25 protein-coding genes are annotated in these 26,106 nt (G+C 59.4%); 20 read left to right on the plus strand and 5 right to left on the minus strand.

The window, feature by feature from the left end; all coding sequences use genetic code 11:
- Positions 1-17 precede the first annotated feature (17 nt).
- The 11 genes from KIH45_RS17435 to KIH45_RS17485 all read left to right on the plus strand — a co-directional run bounded on the left by KIH45_RS17435 (position 18) and on the right by KIH45_RS17485 (position 7,058).
- Positions 18-1,475 (plus strand): hypothetical protein, encoded by a 1,458-nt coding sequence (locus KIH45_RS17435; protein WP_213177280.1) that lies wholly within the window; start codon positions 18-20, stop codon positions 1,473-1,475.
- A 75-nt stretch (positions 1,476-1,550) separates the two neighbouring features.
- Positions 1,551-1,724 (plus strand): hypothetical protein, encoded by a 174-nt coding sequence (locus KIH45_RS17440; RefSeq protein WP_213177281.1) that lies wholly within the window; start codon positions 1,551-1,553, stop codon positions 1,722-1,724.
- A 73-nt stretch (positions 1,725-1,797) separates the two neighbouring features.
- Positions 1,798-2,295 carry a hypothetical protein gene (locus KIH45_RS17445; RefSeq protein WP_213177282.1) on the plus strand — a complete coding sequence of 166 codons (498 nt, stop codon included), beginning with the start codon at positions 1,798-1,800 and terminating at the stop codon, positions 2,293-2,295.
- The gene (locus KIH45_RS17450) at positions 2,292-2,579 is read left to right on the plus strand and encodes a hypothetical protein (protein WP_213177283.1); all 288 of its coding nucleotides are present in this window, start codon (positions 2,292-2,294) and stop codon (positions 2,577-2,579) included. Before KIH45_RS17445 ends, KIH45_RS17450 begins: the two co-directional genes overlap by 4 nt.
- A gap of 111 nt (positions 2,580-2,690) precedes the next feature.
- The gene (locus tag KIH45_RS17455; protein ID WP_213177284.1) at positions 2,691-3,293 is read left to right on the plus strand and encodes a hypothetical protein; all 603 of its coding nucleotides are present in this window, start codon (positions 2,691-2,693) and stop codon (positions 3,291-3,293) included.
- Between the two features lie 36 nt (positions 3,294-3,329).
- A complete protein-coding gene (locus KIH45_RS17460; RefSeq protein WP_213177285.1) occupies positions 3,330-3,752 on the plus strand; it encodes a hypothetical protein in 423 nt (140 codons plus the stop codon).
- Positions 3,753-3,768: 16 nt separating this feature from the next.
- Positions 3,769-4,071, plus strand: a complete 303-nt coding sequence (locus KIH45_RS17465; RefSeq protein WP_213177286.1) for a hypothetical protein — start codon at positions 3,769-3,771, stop codon at positions 4,069-4,071.
- 245 nt (positions 4,072-4,316) lie between these two features.
- Positions 4,317-4,661: a hypothetical protein gene (locus tag KIH45_RS17470; RefSeq protein WP_213177287.1), complete on the plus strand. Its 345-nt coding sequence runs from the start codon at positions 4,317-4,319 to the stop codon at positions 4,659-4,661.
- A gap of 88 nt (positions 4,662-4,749) precedes the next feature.
- A complete protein-coding gene (locus tag KIH45_RS17475; RefSeq protein ID WP_213177288.1) occupies positions 4,750-5,049 on the plus strand; it encodes a hypothetical protein in 300 nt (99 codons plus the stop codon).
- A 178-nt stretch (positions 5,050-5,227) separates the two neighbouring features.
- Positions 5,228-6,304 carry an RNA ligase family protein gene (locus tag KIH45_RS19225; RefSeq protein WP_225900024.1) on the plus strand — a complete coding sequence of 359 codons (1,077 nt, stop codon included), beginning with the start codon at positions 5,228-5,230 and terminating at the stop codon, positions 6,302-6,304.
- A 505-nt stretch (positions 6,305-6,809) separates the two neighbouring features.
- Positions 6,810-7,058: a hypothetical protein gene (locus tag KIH45_RS17485; RefSeq protein ID WP_213177289.1), complete on the plus strand. Its 249-nt coding sequence runs from the start codon at positions 6,810-6,812 to the stop codon at positions 7,056-7,058.
- Between the two features lie 232 nt (positions 7,059-7,290).
- Here KIH45_RS17485 and KIH45_RS17490 read toward each other — a convergent pair whose 3' ends face one another.
- Complete coding sequence (locus KIH45_RS17490; protein ID WP_213177290.1) at positions 7,291-9,132, minus strand: hypothetical protein; 1,842 nt, start codon at positions 9,130-9,132, stop codon at positions 7,291-7,293.
- A gap of 554 nt (positions 9,133-9,686) precedes the next feature.
- Positions 9,687-10,274, minus strand: a complete 588-nt coding sequence (locus tag KIH45_RS17495; protein ID WP_213177291.1) for a hypothetical protein — start codon at positions 10,272-10,274, stop codon at positions 9,687-9,689.
- A 93-nt stretch (positions 10,275-10,367) separates the two neighbouring features.
- Between KIH45_RS17495 and KIH45_RS17500 the strand changes: the two genes are divergently transcribed.
- A complete protein-coding gene (locus KIH45_RS17500; protein ID WP_213177292.1) occupies positions 10,368-14,084 on the plus strand; it encodes a MobA/MobL family protein in 3,717 nt (1,238 codons plus the stop codon).
- A gap of 178 nt (positions 14,085-14,262) precedes the next feature.
- Here the strand turns inward: KIH45_RS17500 and KIH45_RS17505 are convergent, their stop codons facing one another.
- From KIH45_RS17505 to istA, 3 genes are all read right to left on the minus strand, one after another.
- Positions 14,263-15,432 (minus strand): helix-turn-helix domain-containing protein, encoded by a 1,170-nt coding sequence (locus tag KIH45_RS17505; RefSeq protein ID WP_213177293.1) that lies wholly within the window; start codon positions 15,430-15,432, stop codon positions 14,263-14,265.
- Between the two features lie 371 nt (positions 15,433-15,803).
- Positions 15,804-16,610, minus strand: coding sequence for an IS21-like element helper ATPase IstB (gene istB, locus KIH45_RS17510; RefSeq protein ID WP_213177294.1), 807 nt, complete (start codon positions 16,608-16,610; stop codon positions 15,804-15,806).
- Positions 16,600-18,126 carry an IS21 family transposase gene (istA, locus tag KIH45_RS17515; RefSeq protein WP_213177311.1) on the minus strand — a complete coding sequence of 509 codons (1,527 nt, stop codon included), beginning with the start codon at positions 18,124-18,126 and terminating at the stop codon, positions 16,600-16,602. Before istA ends, istB begins: the two co-directional genes overlap by 11 nt.
- 198 nt (positions 18,127-18,324) lie before the next feature.
- Between istA and dgt the strand changes: the two genes are divergently transcribed.
- The 8 genes from dgt to KIH45_RS17555 all read left to right on the plus strand — a co-directional run bounded on the left by dgt (position 18,325) and on the right by KIH45_RS17555 (position 26,092).
- Positions 18,325-19,626, plus strand: coding sequence for a dGTP triphosphohydrolase (gene dgt, locus KIH45_RS17520; protein ID WP_213177295.1), 1,302 nt, complete (start codon positions 18,325-18,327; stop codon positions 19,624-19,626).
- A gap of 4 nt (positions 19,627-19,630) precedes the next feature.
- Positions 19,631-19,888, plus strand: coding sequence for a hypothetical protein (locus tag KIH45_RS17525; RefSeq protein WP_213177296.1), 258 nt, complete (start codon positions 19,631-19,633; stop codon positions 19,886-19,888).
- Positions 19,889-19,961: 73 nt separating this feature from the next.
- Positions 19,962-20,588 (plus strand): hypothetical protein, encoded by a 627-nt coding sequence (locus KIH45_RS17530; protein ID WP_213177297.1) that lies wholly within the window; start codon positions 19,962-19,964, stop codon positions 20,586-20,588.
- A gap of 47 nt (positions 20,589-20,635) precedes the next feature.
- Positions 20,636-21,247 carry a hypothetical protein gene (locus tag KIH45_RS17535; RefSeq protein WP_213177298.1) on the plus strand — a complete coding sequence of 204 codons (612 nt, stop codon included), beginning with the start codon at positions 20,636-20,638 and terminating at the stop codon, positions 21,245-21,247.
- 66 nt (positions 21,248-21,313) lie between these two features.
- Positions 21,314-21,730 carry a hypothetical protein gene (locus KIH45_RS17540; protein ID WP_213177299.1) on the plus strand — a complete coding sequence of 139 codons (417 nt, stop codon included), beginning with the start codon at positions 21,314-21,316 and terminating at the stop codon, positions 21,728-21,730.
- 26 nt (positions 21,731-21,756) lie between these two features.
- Complete coding sequence (locus tag KIH45_RS17545; RefSeq protein WP_213177300.1) at positions 21,757-22,140, plus strand: hypothetical protein; 384 nt, start codon at positions 21,757-21,759, stop codon at positions 22,138-22,140.
- Positions 22,141-22,315: 175 nt separating this feature from the next.
- On the plus strand, positions 22,316-22,852 hold the full coding sequence (locus tag KIH45_RS17550) for a hypothetical protein (protein ID WP_213177301.1): 537 nt from the start codon (positions 22,316-22,318) through the stop codon (positions 22,850-22,852).
- A 48-nt stretch (positions 22,853-22,900) separates the two neighbouring features.
- Positions 22,901-26,092, plus strand: coding sequence for a type IV secretory system conjugative DNA transfer family protein (locus KIH45_RS17555; protein WP_213177302.1), 3,192 nt, complete (start codon positions 22,901-22,903; stop codon positions 26,090-26,092).
- The last annotated feature ends 14 nt before the right edge of the window (positions 26,093-26,106 follow it).

Below are 26,106 nucleotides of genomic sequence, written 5' to 3' on the forward strand. Positions count from 1 at the left end.
TTTTCGAAGGATAGCTCATGTACCCCCGCATTCAGCCTGACGATCTAACCCCTTTCAGTGCGGAAGTTCTCATCGAGAGAATGCAGTCTCCTGACCCCAAGGTCCGGCTTCCCTGTGAAAGAATTTTTGATGATCTGCTCTCATTTTCCTACCTGGATATTGCAGATCTTTGGGCAGATAAAGCCGCTCGCGAAATCTTGTGGGACTGGGTCGAAGAACCCGAGGGGGCCATCCACCAAGGCATGAAGAAGATCAGGGACAACTTAATCGATGATGGTATCGATAGACCCTGGGCATCGTCTGACCTGATTGATGTCGCTTACGAATTTGAAGACTACAATGTCTTGGAAAACTTCAAAATACTCGCCGAAAATAGCCTGCTGTCTCTTTTTGCGAGAGTATTCCAGGTCAAACCGGACTACCTGAGTGGATATCCGATATTCAGCAAAAAAATCGAGATAGAAAGCATCAGGTATCTTCATCTCCTTATGAAGCGCTCGGCGGACCTGTTTCACCAAGAAGGCGAGGGCTTAAACCCAATCGACGAAGATGACGTTACGCTCGAACTCAAGGAAGAGGTGGAGGGACAAGCGCAACTTCTCAGAGATTCGCTTACATACAACGTCGAAGCCGTCGAACTGGATGAAAGCGTGTATCACGGATCAACGGTGAACCCTGAAACGGTCACCCTCGACAACATTCATCAAATCCTTATCGATCATGCGAATTCCAAGTACAACTTGCCAGTCGGTGCGAGATTACGGTTCGAACGCGGCAAGCTTCATTATGACTGGCAAGGTGGGAAGTACCATACGAGCGTCGATACCCTCGAGGCGAACTATCAGATAGAAAAGCTTCGCCAGCAGATCGAGCACTACGCTTGGCTCACCGCCCTGACATGGGGCCGCGCGCAGGAGCTTCATGAGAACGGCTTCACCGATTTCAAACAGGCGCCAGAATGGGCAGCAGCAGGCACCGAAGCCACTGTCGAGCTTCTATCCCTCGCGCTCCCGGATTCCAGACATGCTCAGATGGCGCCGCCCGTCCTGCAGGTCGGCAATTACGACTACGATGGACTTCTGAAGTACACCTTCGACCGCGAGAGAGGCGTCGAGATAGTCCAGTCCCCCGCGACTAAGTACATCGGCGCGCTCGAATTGAAGGCCAATTGGCCCCATAAGAGCGACCCTGACTTCACGTCAAACTGGGAGACCCAGACGAACCTCGATGCACCAGTGCGCGCATCATGCCCGGTGACAAAGCTCGTCAGGCTGGCCGAGCCCCCTGCAGGCATCGAGCCCGACCCGGTCAAGGCATGGCTGGAGGCGGTAAAGCGCATCCCCGCCAACAGTGAGTTCGATCCTTTGACGGCTATCGACAAGGAGAAGGTAGCAAAGAAGAGGGCGACCGAAGCGGAAGCCCGTAGGGTAGATCTGCAAAGCCGCGATCTTGAGCCGCCTTCAATCTTCGAGTGAATCTCTTATTGAGACGCTAAGCCTCCACCCCTGACGAGCATCTCTTTCCCAAGAAATCGATGAAGGGAAAAGATCATGGCTCGCATGAACCACGCTCGCCACGCTCACCGCGGCCGCGCGACGGAGTCCGCAACCATTCCGCGCCGCGCTGACTGGCATCCCAACCAGGCTGCTCCCGGCGGCGCCGTGCGCGTCTACTCCGCCGAAGAGCGCGCTGCCTGGGCCCGCGCCAACGGCTTTGCCGCCTGAACAGGGCAGGGGACCGCGCCCAAGGGCCGGTCCCCGCCCATCATTCCGTCCACGAGAAACGGAGTCCTCTTCCATGCACCAGTATTTCAGCGACCTGCTCGACCTGACTGACCGCAAGCCGGTCTGGTGGCAGGAAGGCGGCGTGCCGCGCTTTGCCGAGTTCCATCCGGACAATGCGCCGGACATCTACGCCGATGAAGTCGCGCTCGTCGAAATCGCCTGCCAGGCGTGCCGCACGCGCTTCAACGTCTGCATGACCTCGTCGCCTTCGCGCCGCGTCATGGCATCCCTCATCGCCGACAGGAGCAGCGAGCAGATCGCGGAAGCCTCCGAGGGCCTTCGCATCTCCTCCCAGATCAAGGCCGGCAAGCTCAACTGGGGCGATCCGCCCAATATCACCTGCTGTGCCGCCGGCCCTTCGATGTCGGCCGACATGGTGAAGGTGCTCGAGTTCCATCACCGCCGGCACCTCGAATACGTCGAGGGCACCGTCATCACCAATCTGGCCGCCTACAACGAGTGGCGCCGCAACGCCGATTTCGAAGTGCAGATCGAGGAGAAAGCCCAGTGAACGAGGAATTCGTCATCACCATGCGCGTGCGCGTCATCGACGAGGATGCGTTCAACAAGGCCTTCAAGAACCGCGTGATCAGCCCGCCGGATGGCCCGTCGGGTTTCGATCCGCTTTCGGCCCAGGTCATGACCGCACCGGACCGCGCTTACGAGGTGCTCATCGGATCCAGCCCGGACGTCAGCCCCAACGAACTGGGGCTAGAAATCGTCGATTCTGTCGCCGATTTCGTCCCTGACCCCTTGCGGACCATTACGGTCCACCCGGTTGCGGCCAGCCGCTGACCAAAGTCCGGTTTGTCGATCGCGAGGCACCGCCTCACGATCGACAAGCTACGTTGTGATGATCTGGTGATCGTCAAATTTTCCATGAACTTGATAAGGGAATGGAAAAAGATGAGCATCGTGATCTACGCGCACACCAAGGCAGAAGACGGTACGCAGCTCGAACGCGTCGGCAAGCTGCATGACCAGCTGCACATCTTCATCGCAATCCACTTCCCGGGCGGTCAAGATGCATGTCCGAGCATCTACTCGACCCAGTTCACCGGTTGCCTCGACATGGACCTCCTCGAAGCGTTCATGAACACGGCGAAGTCGAAGACCAACATCGACCCCAACATGCGGAAGCTCATCACCGTGGTCGACCCCGTTCTTGCGGCCGCAAAGGAATGGGGAAAGCCGATCGCTTTCTACCACCTGCGCGACGATGGCGGTGACGCACACTGGTCGACGGTTCCGATGTACACCCCCCCCGCCGAAGAAGTGACGCTCTATGAAACCGTCATGACTGCGCTTCACGGATTTCGCGCGACATTCGAAACCTCGGAGCGCGATGACACGCTCTACATCGAGTGGGTCAACGACCACGAAATGAACAATCCGGTAGAGCTCGACGAGGTCGAAAGCGCCCTGCGAGGCAAGGGCCTTTACATCGACCAGTCCTGGACCCGCGACAAACGCCATTGGCAGCGTTGCAACATCATCGTGACTGCATAAGCAGCCCTGCAAAACCGAGGTTGAAGGAAAAAGTCCATGATCATCGAGACCACGTTTCGCGAGACTGTCGGCCGAATGGGCGGTCTCAACACCGACATCGCCGAGGCCGTTATCGGCGGCGAGAAGTTCGAAAACACCACCATCGACCTCGATGGCCTGCGCGCCGAATTTGAGATGACCAACCGGGCCAACATGGATGTCGCCGTCGAACTGACCGAGACCTACTCGCTCTCGTTCACGAAGTCCGGCGGCCGCCTGCAGGCCTTCATCATCTACCTCGGCACCGACAGCGCGATGGTCGACGCATTCGAAGAAACCCGCCGCCTGGCCGACGTCGTCGAACTGCCCTCGCGCTTCGAGGCCATGTCCGGCCTTCTCACCGAGAAGGACTGGTACTCCGACTATTTCGATGAAAGTGGCAAGCACTTCGCCTGCGTCGAACTCCTCGAACCCAACTGATCAGGAAAGGCCTGCCATGACCGTCACCCAGGACGACGCAACCCAGCCGCTCGACGAGCGCATCTTCGTCGGAATCTTCTCCACCGGCATCGGCTACGCTGATCGCCTGCGAGAAGAGCACGGCGACTGGAAGCGACTTGCGCACCTGTTCTTTTCGGACCTGCGCGCTGAAATCGCCAAGGACTGCCCGCCAGAGCTTCGCAAGCAGATCGAGGCCGACATGGCGACCTATCAGGCGCGCAAGGGCGAGAAGTTCCAGATCTCGACGTCAGGACAGACGATCACTCTCGGCTACGCCATCACCCCCAGCGAGGGGTGATGGGTCCAAGCACGGCCAACCCCTTCAGATCAGGAAATCCGAATTCCAAATTTGAAGGGAAAATGGTCATGGCCAACGAAACGTTCCGCTCAATCTTCGCCAAGCGCTCGGCCCTCACGAACCGTTCGACCGCTCCGGACTACTGCTACCTCCGCGTTTCCAAATGAACCCTCATAAAGGCCAACCTGCGGAGCGAGATCGACGCCCTGCGTGATCACTACGGCATCGCATCGCCCAGCTGGGCCATGCTCGGCTTTGGCCTCATCTTCGCTTTCGATATCGGGCTGATGGTCGCTCACATCATCGCCGCCGACACTGCGAAGGATGCCTTTGCCGCTTATGCGGTCATCTTCTCGATCGTCGCGTTCATCGCACCGCTCACAGCCGAGAACCGGCGCTACCTCGAGCGCATCGCCGAAGACGGCAGGACCTACGCGGTCTTCTTCGTCCTCATCTGCGCCGGGGCAACAGGCGCCGTCGCCGCGCACGTCGCGATCCATGATCCTGCGCTGGTTGTGACAGCGTTCATTCTCGCGTTCTTCTCTCCCTTCAGCCGCTATCTCCCCAAGCCGATCGCCGATCGGCTTTAAGCGGCAATAGCCGCAAGAGGCCGGTGCTCGCCGCACCTCCAGCAGGGAACGTGCAAGCACGATAAAGGCAGGATGAAGGGAAAAAAGGATGACCGACGCGATCAACCACGACGCCATCAACCAGGATGCTCACGCACTGGCCCTTCAGGCTGCATACGGCGTTTCGAACAGCGCATCGGACCAGGACGTCGCAACGCTCTTCTGGGCCATGGATCGCTTCTACTACGACAAGGCCGAGACCGAAGACGGTCGCATCCAGCGCTTTCAGGCGACCCAGCGTATCGCGCTCGAGCTCGACGCCCGGAAGGTACCCATGCGCAACCCGGCCGCCCCGTCGACCTACAAGCCGGTGCCCGCGCGCCCAGCCGCTCAGGCCGTGGCCGCCTGACACCAAGCCCTACCAGAAAAGGGGCCACATCCATTCCGATGTCCCCGTGACGCGGCTGCAGCTCGTTCCTCCCTGGCGAGCCGCAGCCGCGTTTTCTTTTGCCGCCACAGCCGGAAAAGTCGGGGCCGGCATCTAACGGCTGATCTATGCCGATCATCCATAGGGAAGGGAAAAGACCATGGCCCGCCAGCCCACCAAGGCCCAGCCGCCCAAGCTCCTTTCGCGTGACGAATTCCGCGAAGGCGTCTTTGCCCGCGACAGCCATCAGTGCGTCAACTGCGGCGCCCCAGCAGCCGATGCCCACCACATCATCGAGCGCCGCCTGTTCCGTGAACCGCACGAGATCGGCGGCTATTTCCTCGAGAACGGCGCATCCGTCTGCGAGCCCTGTCACATCCTCGCCGAGCAGACCACGCTTGGCGCCGACACGCTTCGCGAGATGTGCAGTATTGCCCGCATTGTCCTGCCTGCCCACCTCTACGAGGGGCAGCGCTACGACAAGTGGGGCAATCCCATCCAGCCGAACGGCACCCGCCTCAAGGGCGAGCTCTTCCATGACGAATCCGTCCAGAAGATCCTTTCGGCCGGCGGCGTCCTTGGCCAGTTCACGCATCTCATCCGCTCGCCCCGCACCTACCACCTGCCGTGGTCGGCCGGGATGCATGACGATGATCGCATGATGCCGACCAGCACCTTCCTCGAAGGCCGCCGCATCATCGCAACCGAGAAGATGGATGGCGAGAACACCTCCATCTACACCCGCGATCTTCACGCTCGCTCACCGGATGGCAGGGGCCATCCCAGCCGCGATCGCGTCAAGGCATGGGCCTCGACCTTCCAGCACGAGATACCGGAAGGCTGGCGCATCGTAGGGGAGAACGTCACGGCCGTTCACTCGATCGCCTATGACGACCTGCCTCACATCTTCCTCGGCTTTCAGGTCTGGAACGAGCGGAACATCTGCCTCCCGTGGGATGAAACCCTTGAGTGGTTCGAGCTGCTCGGCATCACGCCTGTCCGCGTTCTCTACGACGGCATCTACGATGAGCCTGCCCTTCGCGCGCTCTATGACGAACGCCGCGACTGGGAGAGCCGAGAAGGCTACGTCGTGCGTCTCGCCGGCAGTTTCGCAATGAGCGAATACCCGCAGGCCGTGGGCAAGTTCGTCCGCTGCGATCACGTCCAGACCGCCAAGCACAACTGGGCCTCGCAGCCCTTCGTGCCGAACGGCCTGGCCGCCGACGCCACAATCTGAAGCCAGCCGCCCAAGGCGGGCAGGGGAGGCGACAAGCACGCCTCCCCAGGCGGCGCACCGGCGCCGAATTCATCATCGGATCAAAAGGGAAGTGTCTCCTGTAGGGAGATGGAAAAAGGAACCGCGCGCAAGGAACGCACGGCATCCGACGGGCCCGCGGTCTCTAGCCAGCCGCGACGCCATCGGCCCTGCCTGCGTCACGCACGAGGATACCTTCGTCTGTCTCCTGACTTCCCAGCCCGGACCTTGCGAATGCCCCGCAGGGTCCGGGCGCCACCCTCGAGGTTTGCTCCGCCAGCTGCTTGCCTGCAGTTGGCCGACCAGCCCTTGCGGCTAGTCACTTCCGCCGGTTCTTCGGACCCCGTTTCTACGGGGCGAGAAGGCCGGCGGCACTGCCCCGGCGACCGCCGCCATGCCCGTCCCTTGCATCGCGCGCGGGCCGGGGCAGCACCTGATCCATTCGATCGCAGGGCAATCGAACTCCATAGAGAGAAGGGAAAACCAGATGATCCATCACAGCGACGCACCGGAAGGCTTCACCCCTGTCACGCAGGGCGTGCCCGGCTCGGACAAGCCTGTCCTCGCGATCCGTATCGCCGAGTGCGGAAGCCGCCGCTTCGAGATGCTGACAGCTTGCTATCATGCCGATCGCAAGTTCAGCCAGTGGCGCACCATCGGCAACGATGCCGTCACGGACAGCGGCCTCGACGTCCACGCATGGCGCTACGATCCGGTCCTTGAGATCGCGCGCTGAAGGACATCTGGTCCTGATTTAACGGATCAGCCCGTTAAGGCTTCGCCTCATCCAACAACACCCAAGATAGTGGCTTGGCAAACCGGATAGCCGGTGCCAAAGGCCCTTCCACGGTCTCGGCGCCTCCCCCCTAAAGCGGCGTCGGGACCAACGACCAAAAGGAACGGCCCGCTTCCCTGCGACAGGAAGCGGGCCGTTTCCGTTTATGCCCACAGAGGGAAAACCGAGGGGCCTACTTGGCGAGTACACCGATCCTGCGGCGGCGGCGTTCGCCGCGTCCAGAGTCCACGATCTCCTTATCAGTAAACTGGCCCTCACGCATAAGGATCATCGGGTCCTGAATTCGAAAATGGCTATCGCCAAAGACCGGCCGACCATCCTCGATAACGAAGTCGGGGCCGTGGACACCATGGAACATCGCCCCTGGCATGACGATTTCGAAATTCCTCGAACAGTGCCGAGCGAAGAGGACAAACATCCACCATCGAGCGAGATCTTGGACGGCTTCGTTGAACATCGTGGAGTCCGCAAGAAGATGCTCGGGCTGTGCCGTAATCAGCTTGCGAAGCTGTAACGAGGCAACCCCAGCGAGAGCCTCCTCCAGCTTCTCCACCGAGCCGCTCGTTGAAATGGAGTCCGGGCTTCCAGCATTCCCAAAGGGCTGGATCTTGCGCAAGTCCTGCTCACCCCAACCAAGCTGCTGCCCATACCATTCTGCCGATGCATGGGGAGGGAGCATAAGCTGATGACCTCGTCCTAGAACGGGTGAATGACCATCAAGCTGCTCCACCTTGAAGAGCCCCTTCGGTACTTCAATCCGGACCAGGTCTGCGGGCTCAAGCACTCCAGACGTCACCTTCCTCGCTTCTGCATGCCGCATCGGGACGAAGCTGAAAGGGGCAGGGCGAGCATTAAAGAGATAGCCGACGAACGGCTCGCTCGACGGCGTCGACCCAAAGCCTGTTGTCCGCACCGTCATGGCTTCGACCACTCGCGGATCTTCGATCGACGTTGGCCAGTTGGCCACAACTTCAGGGGAGGGCAGGGGCGTCTCATCGGGATCTGCAGCCATCCCATTAGTCGACCGCTCAGTCTTCCCAGATGCAGCCGACTGGCTTTCGCCCAGCCGCTCCATCAGGGCCAGAGCATCCTTGAACTGGATACGGCCAGCCGCATCGATGCCACCGCCCAGGGCACTCACCTTAGTGAGCGCCCGCATCTCTGCCTGAAGCTGCTCGACGCCTTCGGCATCATCCTGATCGATGGCCTGAAGTTCCTCGCCAATGCGATCGAGCTCACGCTCCAGGCGGGCCTGAAGATCAGTGAAGGTCTCGCTCGATCCATCTGCCGGTTGAGCCGAACGGAGTTCCTGTTCGAACTGCTCTGCAGTGATCTCACAGGCTTCGACCAGGTCGGCTCGTGTCACGCCTTCAGCGGCATGACGCGCTACCAGATCGATGAACTCTCGCATGAAGGAGGAACCCGAACGGCATTTATCTCGGCCGATTTTTCCTACATGGAGGGCCGAGTAGAGAGGCAGGACAGCCTTGGGCAATTGATACCTCCAGCCCTCTGCAAGCGTCCGCCTTCGAGAAAGCTCCGTCTCCAACACCGCCTGTAGTCGAAGGTGCTCATCCGCTTTACTCTGGATAGCCGAAGCGACAGCTGCATTTGCAACGATGAGCCTCAAGAGATCCATCTCACTCGACACCATCTTCTCAACGGCTGAGTTCTCTCGAAACCTACGATCTGCATCCCTCGCCGGGTCGTAGTCCAACTCTCGCGAGTTTGGATAGAAGGCGCTGCCCCTATACGACTGGATGAAAGAGACCGCGCTATTCAACCGATCTTCAAAAGAGCCCGAGAGGCTCAGCTTGGCAGGATCAAGCTTACATCGATCAATCTCGATTAGCGCCTCAACGAATGCGGGATCACTGCTGCCGATGGCGCCAGCAACGTCTTCTGCATAGGCGCGTCTCAAACGATAGGAGCGGCTCTTATCGGCCTTCTGATTGCCCTTCGACCCGTTGGTTTCGGACGCACCATCACGCTTGTCAGACGAGACATTTTCCATGCTCAAGCCACCTCAACAACGGTGGCGAAACCCGAACTTGAAACCGCGAAAATCGAGTCCGCGCCAATCACAATTTGCATCAACAGATCGCTCATTATTGCATCCTTCTATGCTGCCGAAAGCAGCCACAGGTGAAGGCCGCGCCGTGAAAATGGAGTCCGGAAATCCCGCCAACTATCGTCGCGACACCTCACGGGGCTTCACGGCAAAGCCCATAAAATCGACGCTGCCAGCCGCAGACAGCTGCCAGACAACTCCATTTTAGGATGAAAATCTAAATCGCGTACCCTCACAGGGCTTCGCGGCATAAACTTTTTTACCGCGTACCCTCACGGGGCTTCGCGGCAGGAAAGTAGCGCAATGCCGCTTGTCGCCTCAAGTTCATGCGCCCGACCGGCAACCCCCTCATTTTGCACACCTCACGGGGCTTCACGGCTTTCACCCTCTCGAGGCGTGGACTCCGATGGTTTCGCGGCAATTCGTGAGAAACACGATGATTACTAGCGATTGTAGCGTTTCGCGTTACCTCGCAGGGCTTCACGGCTACCACGCCTTTAGATCGCAGATTTCTGGGCCTTCACCAACAAATGCCCCCTCTGCAGAACGCCTCCAAACGGCGTAAATTTAGCCGCATCCGAAGATCGCGGCAGCGGAAATCCGAGCAGTCCTGAACTGACCAGGTCAAAAATCCTGCAAAATGGACCAACAAGCGCCAATATCAGGATAGTCTTTTTTTGAGGCGCAATACCACAAAAAGGGGCGCACCTTCGGCGCACCCCTGTTTGATTGCGCCCGTCCGTTAAAACGTCCGGGAGTAGGCTCGCTTCGCTCGCACGTCGTCCTTTCAGGCCTCCTTTGGCGGTTTCTTCGAACCCTTTTGGGCGGCACCTGCCGGTGCCTTGGGGCGCTGCGCTTGGGGCTATCTCTTCCCGAGATAAAGATGGTCCGACCTGGTCGAGAAGGCGGCGCGGATTGATGAGATTTTTTGATGCGTTATCGCGCTTCGCGCGGCTCAAAATCTCATGCGCTTTCCGGTCATCTGCACCGCTCCAAAAATGAAGCGAGAACGACGACCGTTCTGCCTCTAGTTTTGCAGCCGAACCAAGCGTCGAAAGGAGACCCGATCTTCCTGCAGGACGCATGGGTTTCAGACTCGATTTTTGCCTTCCTGATGAGGCAGACCGCCATCCTACATCTTCTTCTCGTTTTCCGGTCTCCGTGCCATAATACAGACCATGGCAAGCAACTTCGAAGACAACGAGATCCGTCAGGGCAGGGCCAGCCTGCAGTCCATCGCCGAGAAGAGCGAAACGCTCCGGCGTAGCGGCGGTACACTGGATGCCAATGGCGAGCCCAAGCTGACCGATGACCGAGGCGGCAACTTCACCGCGCCGCCATCAGGCGGCGATCAGGGCTCTTCTGCACGTTCCAGTTTGCGCGGCTCAGCCGACCTGGCGCGCGACCCGCGCCTGACGATCCCGACCAGCGATGCACACATCACCGGCTCGGTAGGCGGAAAGGAAAACGGACGCCCCGCCCAGACCACTTGGGGCGAGCGCCCGGGGCCGAAGAAGAAAGAAGAGGCCATGCTTCGCCCGACGAAGCTGAACCAGCCTGCCTCTCGCTCTATCCGCCCGGCCAATGCCGACGGTGCAACCAGCTTCCATTTCTCCCATGAAGCGATCAGCAAGACGCGCTTTGAGAAGACCACGGCTCGCGGCACCAAGAACCGCAAGGGCGCGGCCAGCGATCACAGCCGCTATCTCGAGCGCGACGAGGCCGTCGCGCGGACCGACGGTGAGCAGATCGACAAGATCGAAGCTGACCTGCTCAAGGCCGCAGCCAATGACCCTGAACTTGCTCGCCAGCTTGGTCTCGACAAGGCCGACATCGAGAAAGCCGTCCAGGGGCTCGCTGAGAACGCAACCGACGCTCTGGGTGTCGGTGGTATGGCCAGCGTCTATATCGAGCGTGAGGAGGCCTTGGCGCACAACGACAACGGCATTGCCGTTCTCTTCTCCAACATCTCCGAGAATGCAGCCGAACGTCGCGACTTCTGGAAGCTCGTCGAGCAGAACGAAAGCGACCCTTCGGACGACAAGATGCAGCTGCTCCTTAAAGGAAACGAGGAGTTCTGGCTTAAGGTCGCCGCCGACGACGACTGCCCTAAGAAACTCAAGCAGGCCATTGCAGCTGCAAAGCCTGACGAGATCACGGTCGTCCGCACGCGCGACAACCAGCTCGTCCGCGAGATCATGAAGCGTCATGGCTGGAAGCCGCGCGAGAAGCGCAAGGCCAACGAAACCGATGAGGAACGGGCAGCCCGCGAGGAGCGCGAGGCGGCCAGTTCATTCGGTGCCCGTTTTGAGGACGGTCGCGGCGGCCGCGTGCAGTTCCGGATAGTCGGCGAGCTTCCCTATGAGGTCGACCACGAAGCCCGCGTTCGGATCCTCAAGGGCTTCACCGAAGAATTCGAAAGGCGGAACCTTCCGTTCATCGCCGTCATGCACGCTCCTGATCACACCAACGATGATCGGAACTGGCACTTCCACCTGGTCTACCATGACCGCCCGGCCAAGCGCTTCACTGCGCAGCCTGAAGACCACCTGCAGGAGCCGAACGAGAAGGCTGGCCCGAAGAAGCAGCGCCAGCACGAGATTGCCGAGCAGGCGATCAACGATCCCGCTATCCGCCAGCACGTCGGACAGTGGGACTTCACTGTGCCTTGGACTTACAGGAAGCCCAACAGGCACATGATGAAGACCAACCCCTTCGAACAGCAGAAGGATCGCGAGGTAACGCGCGCCAGTTTCATCCCGACGCTGCGCCGCCAGTTGGCCAATCTGACGAACAACGAACTCGCAGCCGCTGGCGTCGCTCGACGCCTTGATCCGCGACGCTACGACCAGATGGGCATCGAGAAGGAAGCCGACGAACATCTGGGCACACAGGCCAGTCGTTTTGAGTCGCTCGGCGTCCCGACTGAGAAGGGTCTACGCAACGAGCTCAACCAGTGGGCTTACGTGCAGTCGAATCTCGAAGAGAAAAAGCTCGCGGCCGAGAACCGGATCGACAAGCAGCTCAAGCGCTGGAACATCCAGATGGATGCAGTCGAGCCGACCGAGCAGCAGCGCGCCGAAGTCGAGCGCGAAATGGTCCGCTGGGAACAGGCCGCGCGGATCGCTGCCGAACATCGCGCGATCGCCGACAACATCGAGCAACATTACGAACGCCTGAAGTCGCGCGCGCTCAAGGTAAAGAAGGTCGCCGAGAAGCACGTCACGGCAATCGAGGAAAAGCGGGCAACCCGCCGGCAGTCAGCCAACCTCGACCGCTATCGCGCGAAGCTTGAAGAAGCGAACATCCATCTCGTCGGTCTCGAAATCCTGATGGCCCAGGAAATCGCCCAGATCGCGAATAGTCAGGCAGCCGCCAAGCGCCACGAGGACAAGGCACAGGTCTCGTCCGACGTCATCACCACAATACTGAAGACCGGCGCCGAACAGCGGGCCGAGTTCGAACGCACCTATGTGCCCAAGCCCGCAAACGAGAACGCGAAGGTTCCGGCGCCTGCGAACGATACGCGCGATGCAGCGAAGAAAGCTGCGGCGACTGCCGCGTCGAAGATGGTCGACCAGTTCATCAAATCGAACATGAGGCTGATCAAGGATTTCGGTGTCATCGTTCCGTCGAGCATGACGCGCGAAGAGTTCCGCATGATCGGCACACCGGAATACGCAGTCGCCCAGAAGCGTCTTGTGAAAATCAAGGCAGAGCAGGACCGCCAGATCGAAGTTCTCAACGCGGCACTTCGGGCCAATCCGGGTATGCTCAAGGCCAAGGACGGACCCGGCCCCTTCTCCGAAGGTCACGCAAGTCAGGACTGCTATCGTCTCGGCACAAGTGACCGCACGCTTCAGGCCATCTTCTCCAAGTTCGGCAACGACTACGACGTGCGCGCCCAGATCACGGCGATCGAAGCGGCCAAGACTGCGGCCGCCGCCGCGCGCGTCGCGGAGCCCAAACAGGCCGAACATGCCGCCGAGACTGTCGCACCGAAGCCGGCGGAGAAACCCGCACCGGTTGCGAACGACAACGAGAAGATTATCGATGCCATTCGCAATGGTCATCTTCGCCCGGCTATCAAGGCATCGGCGAACGACCTCACTGTCGAGTTCAGCAAGACCGATGCATCACGTTTCGACCTGAAGGAGATCGCCCAGATCAGCGACCCGCAAATGATCAAGCGGATCGAGGGGGCAGTCCGGACGAACGAGCGGGCAATCAAGCGCGTGCTCGCATACATCGAGAAGCAACCCGGCAAAGTCATCGAAGGGAAGGCGGGGGCAGCCCCGACCATCAATCCGCGCGCACCGAAAGAGCTCGTCGAAATCGCCGCGAACTTCAGCCAGGATCCCGCCCTCAAGCAAGCTCTCGAGAATGCTGTCATCGAACAGCGCCTGAAAGCAGCGGAGGCAAAGACGAACGAGGCCAAGGCAAAACCTGCAAAGGGCGGACCCGATACCCGCAAGCCGACGGACACGCAGTTCCCCGAACTCTCCGACAATCCGGAGGATTGGAAGCCGCGGCGCGCATCGCAGCCGTATGTCCCCGAGCCGGTCAAGCCGAAGACCGAGAAGCCAGAGCGCGAAGGTGTCGTTCTTCCGGCCGATGCCGCCGAACGCGCAAAGCGTTTCGAACGGGCAACCGATGGCCGCACCTACAAGACGGGAACCGATCCGGTCATCGACCAGTGGATCGAGGCCCACCTCGCTGGCGAACGGGACAAGCGGCGTCAGCTCGCAGCGAAGATCGACCGCGACAAGCGGCTGCGCGAACTGGCCGACAAACTCGAGCAGGGATTGCGCGAAACTTTCGAGGCCGACCGCGAGACAAATCGTCAGGCAGGTCGTCACGGCGGGCCGGAGCGCGGACTGGATCTCGGAGATTGATCGATCAGGTGAGCGGCGCAGTTCCAGCGCGAGCTGAGATATTGCGTCGCTCACTGTCTCGGGCCCGACAAAAAGTTCGGCAGAAATGAGTGGGTGAGAGGAAACGAAAAAGGGCGCCCTTGCGGACGCCCTCATTCAACCGAGTGAGAGATCACTCGGAATTGGATTGATCAGAAGATCAGAACTTCACTTCCATCTTGGTCATGACGGCGATCTTGCCTTCGACCTGGCCGAGAGTTCCCTTCCATTCCGGCGACGTCTGCTGAAGCGTGAACCCACGGCCCATTGCGCGAGCGCCAACGATGCGAACCTTGTCGCCATTGATCAGCGCGAGGATCATGCCGTCCTTGACCGCCGAGCGTTCGAGTTCCTCGAAGTGGACGAGCGAGCCGGGGACGATGCCCATGCCAAGGATCGCTTCATCAACGCGAATGACCAGGCCGTTGGACTTTGCGTTATCGCGCTTGGCCTTTTCCGAGGTTGCCTCAAGCTGCGAGACGCCATCGCGGGTCTTCGCCTGGTAGACCGAGATCGAAGCGCCCGACTGGAGGACATCAATCTCGTCGACGACCGGCAGTCGATCGATATCGACTTCGCCGCTTTCAACCGACAGTCCCTTACCGGCGCGGAGCTGACCCTCGACCTTCTTCTGGAGATCAGCGAGCTTCTTGTCATCGAGGCTCGTGAGAAGGTTGAGTAGCGCGCGCGAGTTCCGTTCCGAAATCGAAGCGGGCGAGAACAGCTCGTACATCATCTCGGCGAGCTTGCCGTCACGCTCGTAAGCGTTCACCGCCTTCGAGACATCGAGCATCGACGAGGCGCCGAAGACGCGGCGGACTGCGTTCTTCACCTTGTCGGGCCAGCGGCTGAACGGACGCTCCGCATTTTCGATGCGGCTCGCAGTTGCTGCCGGCAGCTTGAACTTGCCGAGGTTGGTGGTCGAAAGGCCGAGTTCCTTGCGACGAATGCGCATGGCTGCGGCCAGCCGCATGTCTTCACGATTTCCGCCGACGTAGAGCAGCGACGCTTCAATGTGGGAATGGGCCCACGCTTCACGGTCGAACTGCGGGTCAGTCGTGTCGATGAAGATCTTCGACACCGGAACGCCAAGAGCCGAGCTGATCGACCGGATCTCATCCGCCCGCGGATAGACCTGGCCACGCTCGATCTTGGCGAGGCGGGTGTAGTTCACTTCGATGTTCGTATCGTTCACGAAAGCCTGAAGGGTGTCATAACCCTTCTTGCGGCGAAGATCGCGCAGGGCGTTCGGGAAAACGGTGTAGCGGACTACGCCATTCTCCACGACTGGAACCGATGCGCTGGTAAGTTTCATTGCGGCCGAAGACACGTCTAAATCTCCTCAAGCGGACCCTTTGGCCTCCGGAGCTTCACTCGTGGGTTCTTGGAGGATCGACCGAGAAAGCGAACGGGGCTTCCTGACTTTCCTCCAGAACCTCGGAGATGAATGCCTACGCTCCGACGGTTAATTTTTAGATACAGTCGACTAATCAACCCGTCAATCGACGCATCCTAAAATGGGACAAACCGCTCATCGCGTTCCTACAATTCAGATTCCCGAGACGAGTCAGGGGCTTGGGTCGCCGATCAAAGCGGAGTGATCGGAACGAGAAACAAATTCCGCTCCTTATCCACAATGTGTTGATTTTCACTGAGAGTTGACCCGGGATTTTCATCGAGAAGTGACCCGGGTTGTGGGTCCTATGTTCCCCTGGTTTGGGGTTTGGTCAAGGGTCGGCTTGTTTCCTTTCTGGTTGTGCTGTTGGCGGCGGAAGCCTTGAAGCGGAAGCTGTCGTTTCCGGTTTCGAGGATGTGGCAGTGATGAGTCAGCCGGTCGAGCAGGGCGGTGGTCATCTTGGCATCGCCGAACACGCTGGCCCATTCGGAGAAGCTGAGGTTGGTGGTGATGATGACGCTGGTGCGCTCGTAGAGTTTGCTCAGGAGATGGAACAGCAGAGCGCCACCTGATGGGCTGAACGGCAGGTATCCCAGTTCGTCGAGGATCACGAGATCAAGGCGCAGCAGGCGTTCGGCAAGCTGACCCGCCTTGTTCAGCACCTTTTCCTGTTCCAGCGCGTTGACCAGATCGACAGTGGAGAAGAACCTGACCTTCTTGCGGGTGTGCTCGACTGCCTGAACGCCCAGGGCCGTGGCGATATGGGTTTTTCCGGTCCCCGGACCACCGATCAGAACGACGTTGTGCGCGCCGTCGATAAAGTCACCGCGATGAAGCTGGCGGATCATGGCCTCGTTCGCTTCGCTGGAAGCAAAATCAAAGCTGGCCAGGTCCTTGTAGGCAGGGAACTTTGCCGCCTTCATCTGGTAGGCGATCGAACGGACCTCGCGTTCGGCCACTTCGGCCTTGAGCAACTGGGAGAGGATCGGAACCGCCGTGCCGAACGCCGGGGCGCCCTGTTCGATCAAGTCGTCGGCAGCCTGTGCCATACCGTACATCTTGAGGCCGCGCAGCATCACCACCACGGCAGCGCTGGCAGGATCATGACGCATGGCGCACCTCCTTCCCACGCAAGGCATCGTATCGTGCCACATTGGCCTTGGGTTCACGTCTGAGGGCGAGCGCTTGCGGTGCGTCGATCGCCGTAGTGGTCGTCGGCTTGCCGTCGATCAGCCGGTGCAGCAGGTTCAGGATATGGGTCTTGGTGGGAACACCTGCTTCCAACGCCAGCTCGACAGCACAGAGCACCGCCTGCTCGTCATGGTGCAGGACCAGCGACAGGATATCGACCATCTCCCTGTCGCCGCCGGGGTGTCTGAGAAGGTGGGCTTGCAACTGCCGGAACGCATCGGGCATCTCGGTAAAGGGCGCGCCGTTGCGCAGGGCTCCGGGCTTACGCTGGATTACTGCCAAATAGTGTCGCCAGTCATAGACCGTCTGGCCCCGCAGGTGATGCGCGCGGGTGATAATCCGCCGATGTTCGCATAGCACCTGCCCTTCGGCGGCGATGACAATACGGTCGGGATAGACCCGCAAGGACACCGGCCGGTTGGCGAAGGATGCCGGCACGCTGTAGCGATGCCGCTCGAAGTGAACCAGGCAAGTCGGCGAGACCCGCTTGGTATGCTCGACAAAGCCGTCGAACGGGCGGCCCATCTCCATCAGGCTGGCGATCTCGGCGGCATGCACCTCGGCGATGGTGCCCGGCAGGCTGCCATGCTGGACCTCGCCCCACCCTGCAATGCATTGTTCTTCCAGCCATGCGTTGAGCGCTTCGAGATCGGGGAAGGCGGGCATGCGCTGCCACAAGCGTCGCCGGGCGTCCTGGACGTTCTTCTCGACCTGGCCTTTCTCCCACCCGGAGGCCGGATTACAGAACTCCGGTTCGAACAGGTAATGGCTCGCCATCGCCGCAAACCGGGCGTTGACTTGCCGCGTCTTGCCACTGCCGATCCGGTCAACCGCAGTCTTCATGTTGTCGAAGATCCCGCGCCGCGGCACGCCGCCCAGAACCCGGAAAGCCTGCGTCAGGGCATCGAACAGCATCTCGTGGGTCTGCAGCGGATAGGCTCTGACGATGAACGCCTTGCTGTGCGACAGCTTGGTATGCGCTGCCTGCAACTTCACCCGTTCGCCGGCAATGACCGCCCAGTCCTCGCTCCAGTCAAACTGGAAGGCTTCGCCCGGCGCAAACACCAGTGGCACGAAAGTCCCGCGTCCGCTGGTCTGTCGCTCATACTGCAACTGTGCCTTCCACTTGCGGGCGAACGCCGCAACCCGGCCGTAGGACCCGTCAAAACCCAGCTCCACCAGATCGGCATGCATCTGCTTCACTGTGCGCCGCTGCTTGCGTGACTTGCCCGCTTCGATCCGCAGCCAGCCTGACAGCTTATGGGCAAACGGGTCCAGCTTGCTCGGCCGATCGGGGACCTGGAACTTCGGCTCCACCACACCGCTACGCAGATATTTGCGGATCGTGTTACGCGACAGTCCCGTCCGCCGCTCTATCTCCCGGATCGGCAGCTTGTCGCGAAAACGCCAGCGCCGGATCACACTCAGTAAATCCATCTCGATCACTCCATGTCGCCTCCAATCCCTCGATCGGAAGCACTTCAAACATGGGTCAAATCTCGACGGAAATTATCTGCCCTCCCGGGTCAACTCTCAGTGAAAATCAACAGCCTGACGGCGTGGGTATTCTCCTGGTGCGCCCAGCCGCATGAAACACGGCTTGATGGTGACAAGGTGGTTTAAGGGAAAATTCGCATGAACGAGAACTGGTACGAACGTCTCCTGCCGCGCGCGGCCTCCTCACAGGACCCGCGCACGCCGCTCGCAGTCGACTATGCCCGTGTCATCCATAGCTCGTCCTTTCGCCGGCTTGCAGGCAAGACCCAGATCCATTCGGGCGACAGCGACATTCCGCGCACGCGGCTGACCCATTCGCTCGAGGTGTCGCAGATCGCACTGGGCATCGCCCAGCGCCTGCAGGCACAAATGATCGTGGCGCCGATAGAGAAGAACACCGATGGCCTGGCACCGGGCATCGAGGCGCTCTTTGCCGATCCCTTCATCTGGCAGATCGTGGGACTGTGCCATGACCTAGGACATCCGTGCGGATCACACGCCGGCGAGGAGGCCCTTAATAGCTGTCTCCCTTACGAAGGGAACGGACAAACCCTTAGAATCCTGACGAAACTGGAAAGCCACACCGCCGAGTTCGGTTTGAACCTCACGCGCCGTTCGCTGCTTGGAATCCTCAAGTATCCGATCAGCTACACCGAGGCCTCAGACGGTCCGACCCCGCCGCCGCGCCGCGGAATTTCCGGCATCCCGCTTATTGGCCCCGAACACCTCCCGCCAAAGTGCTTCCTCGATTCCGAAGAACCCGTCGTTGAATGGCTCTTTGCCGGCATTGATGTCGATTATGCCTTCATCAAGGCAGAGCGGATGAAGAGCTTCGATGCGCAGCTCATGGATCTGGCCGACGACTTTGCTTACTCGGTCGCCGATCTCGATGACGCCATCGCGCTATCCATGATGAAGCCCGATTGGCTCGCTGCCGATGTTCCTGCCAATGCCTGGAAGGGCTTTGTCGAGCATCACAACGCCTACCTGACAGGCGCGACCCGCAAACCGATCACCGACCATCGCCAGGTCGTTTCCCTACTGATGAGCGGAAGCCAGACGCGGCGTGCAATCACCGGCTCGATCGTCAACTACTTCCTCGCCAATGTCCGCATGAGCGTAAACGAGGAGATGACCGATCCGCTTTATCGTTACCGGGTAAGCATCGCGCCCCAGGCAGCACACCTAATGGACCTGCTGAAGAAGTGCGTTTACGATCGCGTGATCTGCTCGCCCAAGGTCCAGCAAGAGCGCGTGCGCACGCAGCGGATGATCATCGACCTCTACGATGCCATGACATACCAGCCGCTGCGATACCTACCGGAACGTCACCGCGAGCTCTTCGTCGCATCAGGCGAAGATAATCGGGTCGTGGCAGACTATATTGCCGGCATGACCGACCGTTTTCTGGAGACGACGCATCAGCGTCTGATCGGATAGGGAAATGAGCATGGACGACGAGCTTCAACAGATCGCATTCGGCGAATGGATCGACATGCGACGGGGCGAAAGAGCTTTCGTCCATGCCAAGCTTGCTGGCATCACGCCCGAGACGGTCATGATCGAAGACACGGACTGGCAACTCGAAGTGTTGGCCAATCCTCTTCACCTCGAGCGTCCCGAGCAGACTACCCGCACCTACAGGTTTACGGTCGAGCGGACGGATGATGGCCTCAAGGCCATCGAGATCTCCGCTATCTGACCTCATCCTGAAATCAGGTTTGGGGCGCGCATAGGCCCATCCTACAATTGCCTTGGCAATCACGGATGGGTTTATGAGCACTCGGATCTCGAAGAAATACAACACCTACCGACGCTTTGACGGACACGTTCTCGGCTGGGAGCGCGGACAAGTCGGGGAAGGGCACCAAGCCACGCTGATCGAGGCTGATGGCACAATTACGTCCTTCCGTTGGCGTTCTCCCAAGGACCCGATCGCCGGAGACGATGTCACTATCGTGCTTCCCGAAAAGGGCGTGAGCGCGAAGCCGGACCGGCCCATCATTCTCTTAAACCACACGACGGGTGACACGCACGTCGAGGTCAATGCGCACACTGCCAAGAGCACGCGGCGCGTGATGCTCGAAGTTGGCCTTTGGGCCGTGATTGCATCGGCCTCCGGTGCGCTGCTCATGCACTACGGCACCGACATCCAGGCCCAGATCATTCTCCTGGTCACCGCAGCTCTCATCATTTTCCGCCTCGCGATCGCCACGCGTCAGCTTAACGATTTTGAGCGCGCCGCCCGCCGGCGTGCCGACGAGGAAGAGGTTCGCAGCGAAACCGTCCTCTCGGCTTGGAAATCCAATGCCGAGAGCCGCCGTCCGCGGATAAAGATCGAATTCGACGAGACCGGCCGCCCCATCGCGGACCGGGCCGAAATCAAGCCTTCAGCCGCCTGACACCTACCCTGCACGCCGCAGGGCGTGCCAAGCACGAAAGCCCCCACATGAAGTCCACCAAAATCATCGCATCGGCCATCGCCCTTGCTGCAGTGCCCGGCATCGCCCATGCAAACCCCGAGATCACCTTCGACCTTGCCGATGAATTCGGATCGCGGATCACTCCGGCACCAGGCCAGCTCGTCAACCTTGATGCTTCGTATGCCGACGCTAGCGGCAGCGTCTCGGGCGAAAGCAACATCGAAGCGATCAGTGAAGCTGCAACCACGGCACCTGGTCCCTATGGCGGCGGCGGTGTCGTCATGGGCCCGCCCGAGCGAAGCCCGGAAGCAATCAGGTATGGCTTGACCGAGCATGAAGTCCGCGTGCGTCGTCGTGTCCTGAACATGGAATACGCCTTCCAGTTCTTCAACGCGATGGATTATGCGACCACGCAGCGCTGCCTCGATCGCGGTGACTGCGTAGAAGGGAATCCGCTCATCGGCCGAGACCCAAGCACCGAGAAGATGATCGCGATCAAGGCAGGCGCCGCAGCTGTTCACTACGGCGTCATTCGCTACATGGCCGACCGCGATCCGGAAATGGCCTGGATTGCACAGTTGGTATCGACCGGAATCCAAGCCGGCGTCGTTGGATGGAACATGCAGTTCCAGTTCTAACCGAAAGTCATGGACCTCCCCGAGTAAGTGCGCCAACGTAGCGCCTTGCTCAGGTGGGGGAAAAGAATGAGACTTCAGGCTATTGCCTTGGTGCTAGCCGGTGCGACAGCTGCACAGTCGGCAATTGCACAAACAACAGCTTCGGAACGCATAGAAGCGCTGGTTGATCGACAGGGCAAGGCGCTTTCTCTTCTAAGCCAGCCGCCTGAAATTCGGGCTCCGAAAGCATGCGAGTGGGCCGACGAGCTTCGTTCGGAAGAAATCGAGGTCAGAAATGACGCGATCGCGGCGACTTCCAAGGCAATGGAACAAGCGTCGCTCGGTGCCAGCCGTCAAAAGCAGAAAGAGCTTACAACTGAGGCAGGGCGCTGGTTTGCAATAGCTCTTCAGCATCACAAAATTCTCGGATTTCTCGACGGCCTATGTGTCAGCGTCTCGGCAGACCTTCAGCTGAAGACCGACTACAGCGCACTCGCAGAATAAGCGCTTCCAATCGATTAGGGGTAATCATGAAAAAGCTGATCGCGGCGATCGCGCTAACCTGCGCACCTGCCCAGGCCTATGCGCAGGTACCGGAAAACAGACAGGACCTCCCTCTCTGGCTCGGCAAGACATACAACGATCTCAATTCTACTATTGATGAAGGGACGAAGGCCGAGATCAAGGCGTACGCTTGCCCGAGGGTTATGGATCTAGCGCAAACAACTACAAGCCTCCTCGCTGAAATGTTCAGCAAAAGGGCGGAGATCGACAAGGCAATCAAATCTGGAGCAACCCATGCTGACTTAAAGAGCAAATGGGAAAGCTACACGGCCACTCAGGACCTGACCCATCACGCGACATTGATAGATTTCGCGCTAACAGCGGCGTGCGGCATGGCGCTCAAGGAATAATTCGTAAGTGGATGCGGATAAATTATTAGACGCTCGTGAGATGCCAAAACTGACCTGACGCGAACATCCAAATTCATACCTTCGAGAAGCCCGGCCTCAGTGCCGGGCTTTTTCGTATCTGCAATCCATCCAGAAGGAGAGGCATATGCCCACAGAGACCTTCCGATGCAGGAGCATGACCTACGACGACTTCCACTACATCGAGGTCCCGGACGCAGGATACATCACCTGCAGCTGTCAGGGCGTCGACTGGTGCAGCCACATCGAGGCAACGCTGGTCTTCGGCGAGCGCGCCATGGTCCCAGAAGAAGACCATCCCATAGCGAACAGGGCCATGGTCAAAGCCAAGGGAAGGCTCGAGCGGCCCAAGCACTGGAAAGCCGACTGGCTCAGCAAGCGCCGGTGGCGAGGCCTTCCGGTCAAGGAGCCGAAAGCGATCGCCATGCTCAAGAGCGGCGTCCCCGTCGTCAGTTTCGAGGGCAGGGGGCGCAAGAGGCAGGAAGCGAAGGATCTCGCAACCGAACATGGCTGGCGAGACGTGAGCATCCCGACCCGCGGCGTGCTCGTCCATGTAAGCGATGCAATGCACGGAGATCCGCGTCTCGAAAAAGCCAAGGAACTCGGGATCATGACGGTCACATACGCACAGTGGCCAATGATCGCCTCGATCGGAGACAAGCTACGTCAACGGGCGAGGCGCTTTGTCGCTTAGAGTTCTCATCCTAAAACCTTCATGGGCACTGTTGCCCGTGGAGGACTTATGGCTGAGACGATCCCGACCCATTACGGGCAGGAGAAGAACAAGGGTTTTGCGATCATCGGCATTGGCGCCGTCAGCACGCTGCTGCTGCTGATCCACCTCGTTCAGCTGGGTCCGGTATTTGCCTATCTCGGCATCAACGGATTCAGCCAGGGAACATGGGAAACGGCCAAGGCCGCGCTTTCCAAGTTCTACAATCCCGATGTCTTCATCGCTGGCGCGAAATACACGTACGCGCAGGACGAGGCGATCACGATCATCGCCATCATGCTCTGCGTGGTTATCTCGCTGGCGCCAGTTGTCCTCGCGGCAGCTCTCAACCCGTTCCGGCTCTACGATCTCATTCACGGCGACGCGCGCAAGGGAACTCTGCGCGACATTCGCATCATGGAAGATCGTGACCAGGTTGGCATCAGGGGAGGGCGGTACCTCCATCTCGGGTTATGGCCTGAGACGAAGGAGCCCATGCGACTGATCGAGACATTGTCTACGCTCGTACTCGCACCTCCGGGAACAGGTAAATGTCTTGCACCCGACGAGCCAGTGATGATGGCAGATGGCTCCATCAAGCTAACGCGCGATCTGGTTGTCGGCGATCAACTAATGGGGCCAGATGGCAAGCCGCGTAATATCCTCGCGACCAACTGGGGATACGGCCCGATGTACAAGGTGACGCCGACAAAGGGGCGAAGCTTCAAGTGCAACGGCGACCATATCCTCTCGCTGCGCTGTTCCAAGAAGCCACGCAACCGTTCAGTTTTTCCAAAGCGTGGAGACCTGACCACAGTCACGGTCGAAGAATGGCTGAACTGGTCGTCGGAGCAAAAAGGAAAATGGAAGCAATGGCGTGCAGCCATAGACTTTCCAGCATTGGCAGAGCCGTCAATTGACCCTTACTTCGTAGGGGCTCTGCTTGGCGATGGTACGACTACTTCTAAGGTTGGCTTGCACACTGCCGATCCAGAAATGAAGGAGCTTGCATACCAAACGGCTGACGCATGGGGTCTGCAAGTTCGCGAAGAGCGGCAAGAAGGCTCTCAGTCCGTTTTTTATGCCATCAGCGCAGGCAACACGAAGGGGCTGCCTCGAACTGGCAAAAATCCTCTCCGTGATCAGCTTCGAGATGAAGGCCTCGCAGCCAACACCTATGCAAAATCAATTCCGACAAACTATAAGCTTGGCAGCCAGAAAACTCGCCTCGCAGTTCTCGCCGGCCTCATCGATACCGATGGCCATTATGACGAGGAATGCAATGTATTCGACTTTATCTCCGTAAGTAAGAGGCTCGTCGACGATATAGCTTTCATTGCTCGCTCGTTGGGCATGGCTGCATATCCCACGGAATGTGAAAAAACCTGCGTGAACAATGGAGCCGTAGGTAAATACCACCGTGTCTGTATTTCTGGGAACATTGATCGAATTCCAACCCGTCTTCCGCGCAAACAAGCTCGTGCGCGGAAAAGCATGAAGGACGTCACAAATGTTGGCTTCGATATCGAGGCCATCGGCAGCGGTGAATATTATGGCATCGTCCTTGATGGAGATAGGCTCTACCTACTCGACGACTTCACAGTCACCCATAACACCGCGAGTTTTGTGGTTCCGTCCATCCTCGACACTCCGCAGTCGTCTTTCATCGTCAATGATCCGAAGCCGGAGCTCTTCGACCTGACGTCGGGATATCGCGCCGAGATCGGTGACGTTTTCATGATCAACTGGTCGGCGACCGACAAGATCGACCCGGCACGGCTCGACGATCCCGAACGCACGATCTTCTATCCCCGTTTCAACGTTCTCTCCCCCGAGCTTCTCCCGCCGGCTGGGAGTGCAGAGCGCGACACTTATCTCGACGCCATCGCAAACGTCCTGAGCCCCAGCAACGGGAAGGGCGGCAACGCCGACTACTTCGAACAGAAGGGCCGCGCTGCTCTCGTCGGCTTCCTCCACTATATCTGCTCGAAGGTAGCGGATGCCGACCCGATCCAGCGCAACCTCGAGAACATCCCCGAGCAGTGGCATGACGATGACATGGAGCCATCGATCCCGATGCTCATCGACATGATCACCGAAGGCCAGCAGATGGCCTCCGACAAGAACGATCAGGACAAGAAGGAAGCAGCCGACGCAGGCAAGTTCCATTCAGGCGATGCCATGTCCGACTGGCTCAAGGCCATCGTCAAGGAATGCCGCGAGCGGGGTTACAGCCCGCGTGCGGTCACCGAAATCACGCCGCTGATCTCGATGGCCCCGAACGAACGCTCGGGTATTCTCGGCACGATGGACAAGGCATTCCTGCCCTTCAAGAACGCCGCGGTGCGCGAGCGCACGACATCGTGCGACTTCCTGCCTTCCGACCTTCGCGGAATGCGCGATGAACATGGCCAGATGCGGCCCTCGACGCTCTACGTGTGCGTCAACCAGGCTGAAGCTGCTGCCTTCGCCACCATCACGGCACTGCTCTACGAAGTCCTGAGCCGCGAATACCTTGCCTACGGGCCCGGCGAGGTGAACCGCAACAACGTGAAGCTTGGACCCTATCCGGTCTGCTTCATGATCGACGAGTTCGCCAAGCTCCCGAAAATCGAGGCCGTCATGACCGGTCCCGACCTCGGCCGTTCGAAGAAGACGATGTACTGCATGATCGCGCAGTCCGACAGCCAGATCGGCAAGATCTATTCGAAGGAAGACCAGCAGATCATCTACGCGACGACCGCGATCAAATACATCCTGCCCCAGAACGACAAGGACACGATCAAGCTGGTGCAGGACATGGTTGGCCCCACGACCATCAAGCGGTCCAGCAGCTCGAAAACCAAGGGCGGCGACTTCAAGGAATGGGGCAAGTCGAACGAGAGCACCAATCTCGAAAAGGTCGATTTCATCCGCGCCGGCGACATTTCGGGCATGAAGCCGGGAACTCACATCGTGATCGCACAGGGCTTCATGAACCGGCCCTACTTCATGAAGTCGGTCATGTTCTTCAAGGACCCCGCCATGCTGGCAAAGGTCTGCAACCCGCGTACGGGCCTCGGCCCGCCGCCCGCTTATCCCATGCCCGAGCGCATGCGCCAGAAGCGCATCGCCCAGTTCAAGGCCAAGCAGGCCAAACTCGGCAAGCTGCCGACGCCTGACCACGCAGCCGCAATCAATCTCGAGAAGTACCGGGACACTCCGGAGCCGATATCGGCATAAGGAAGGAAAAGCTC

Origin of the sequence: Croceicoccus gelatinilyticus, assembly GCF_018398395.1 — a bacterium.
GTDB lineage: Bacteria > Pseudomonadota > Alphaproteobacteria > Sphingomonadales > Sphingomonadaceae > Croceicoccus > Croceicoccus gelatinilyticus.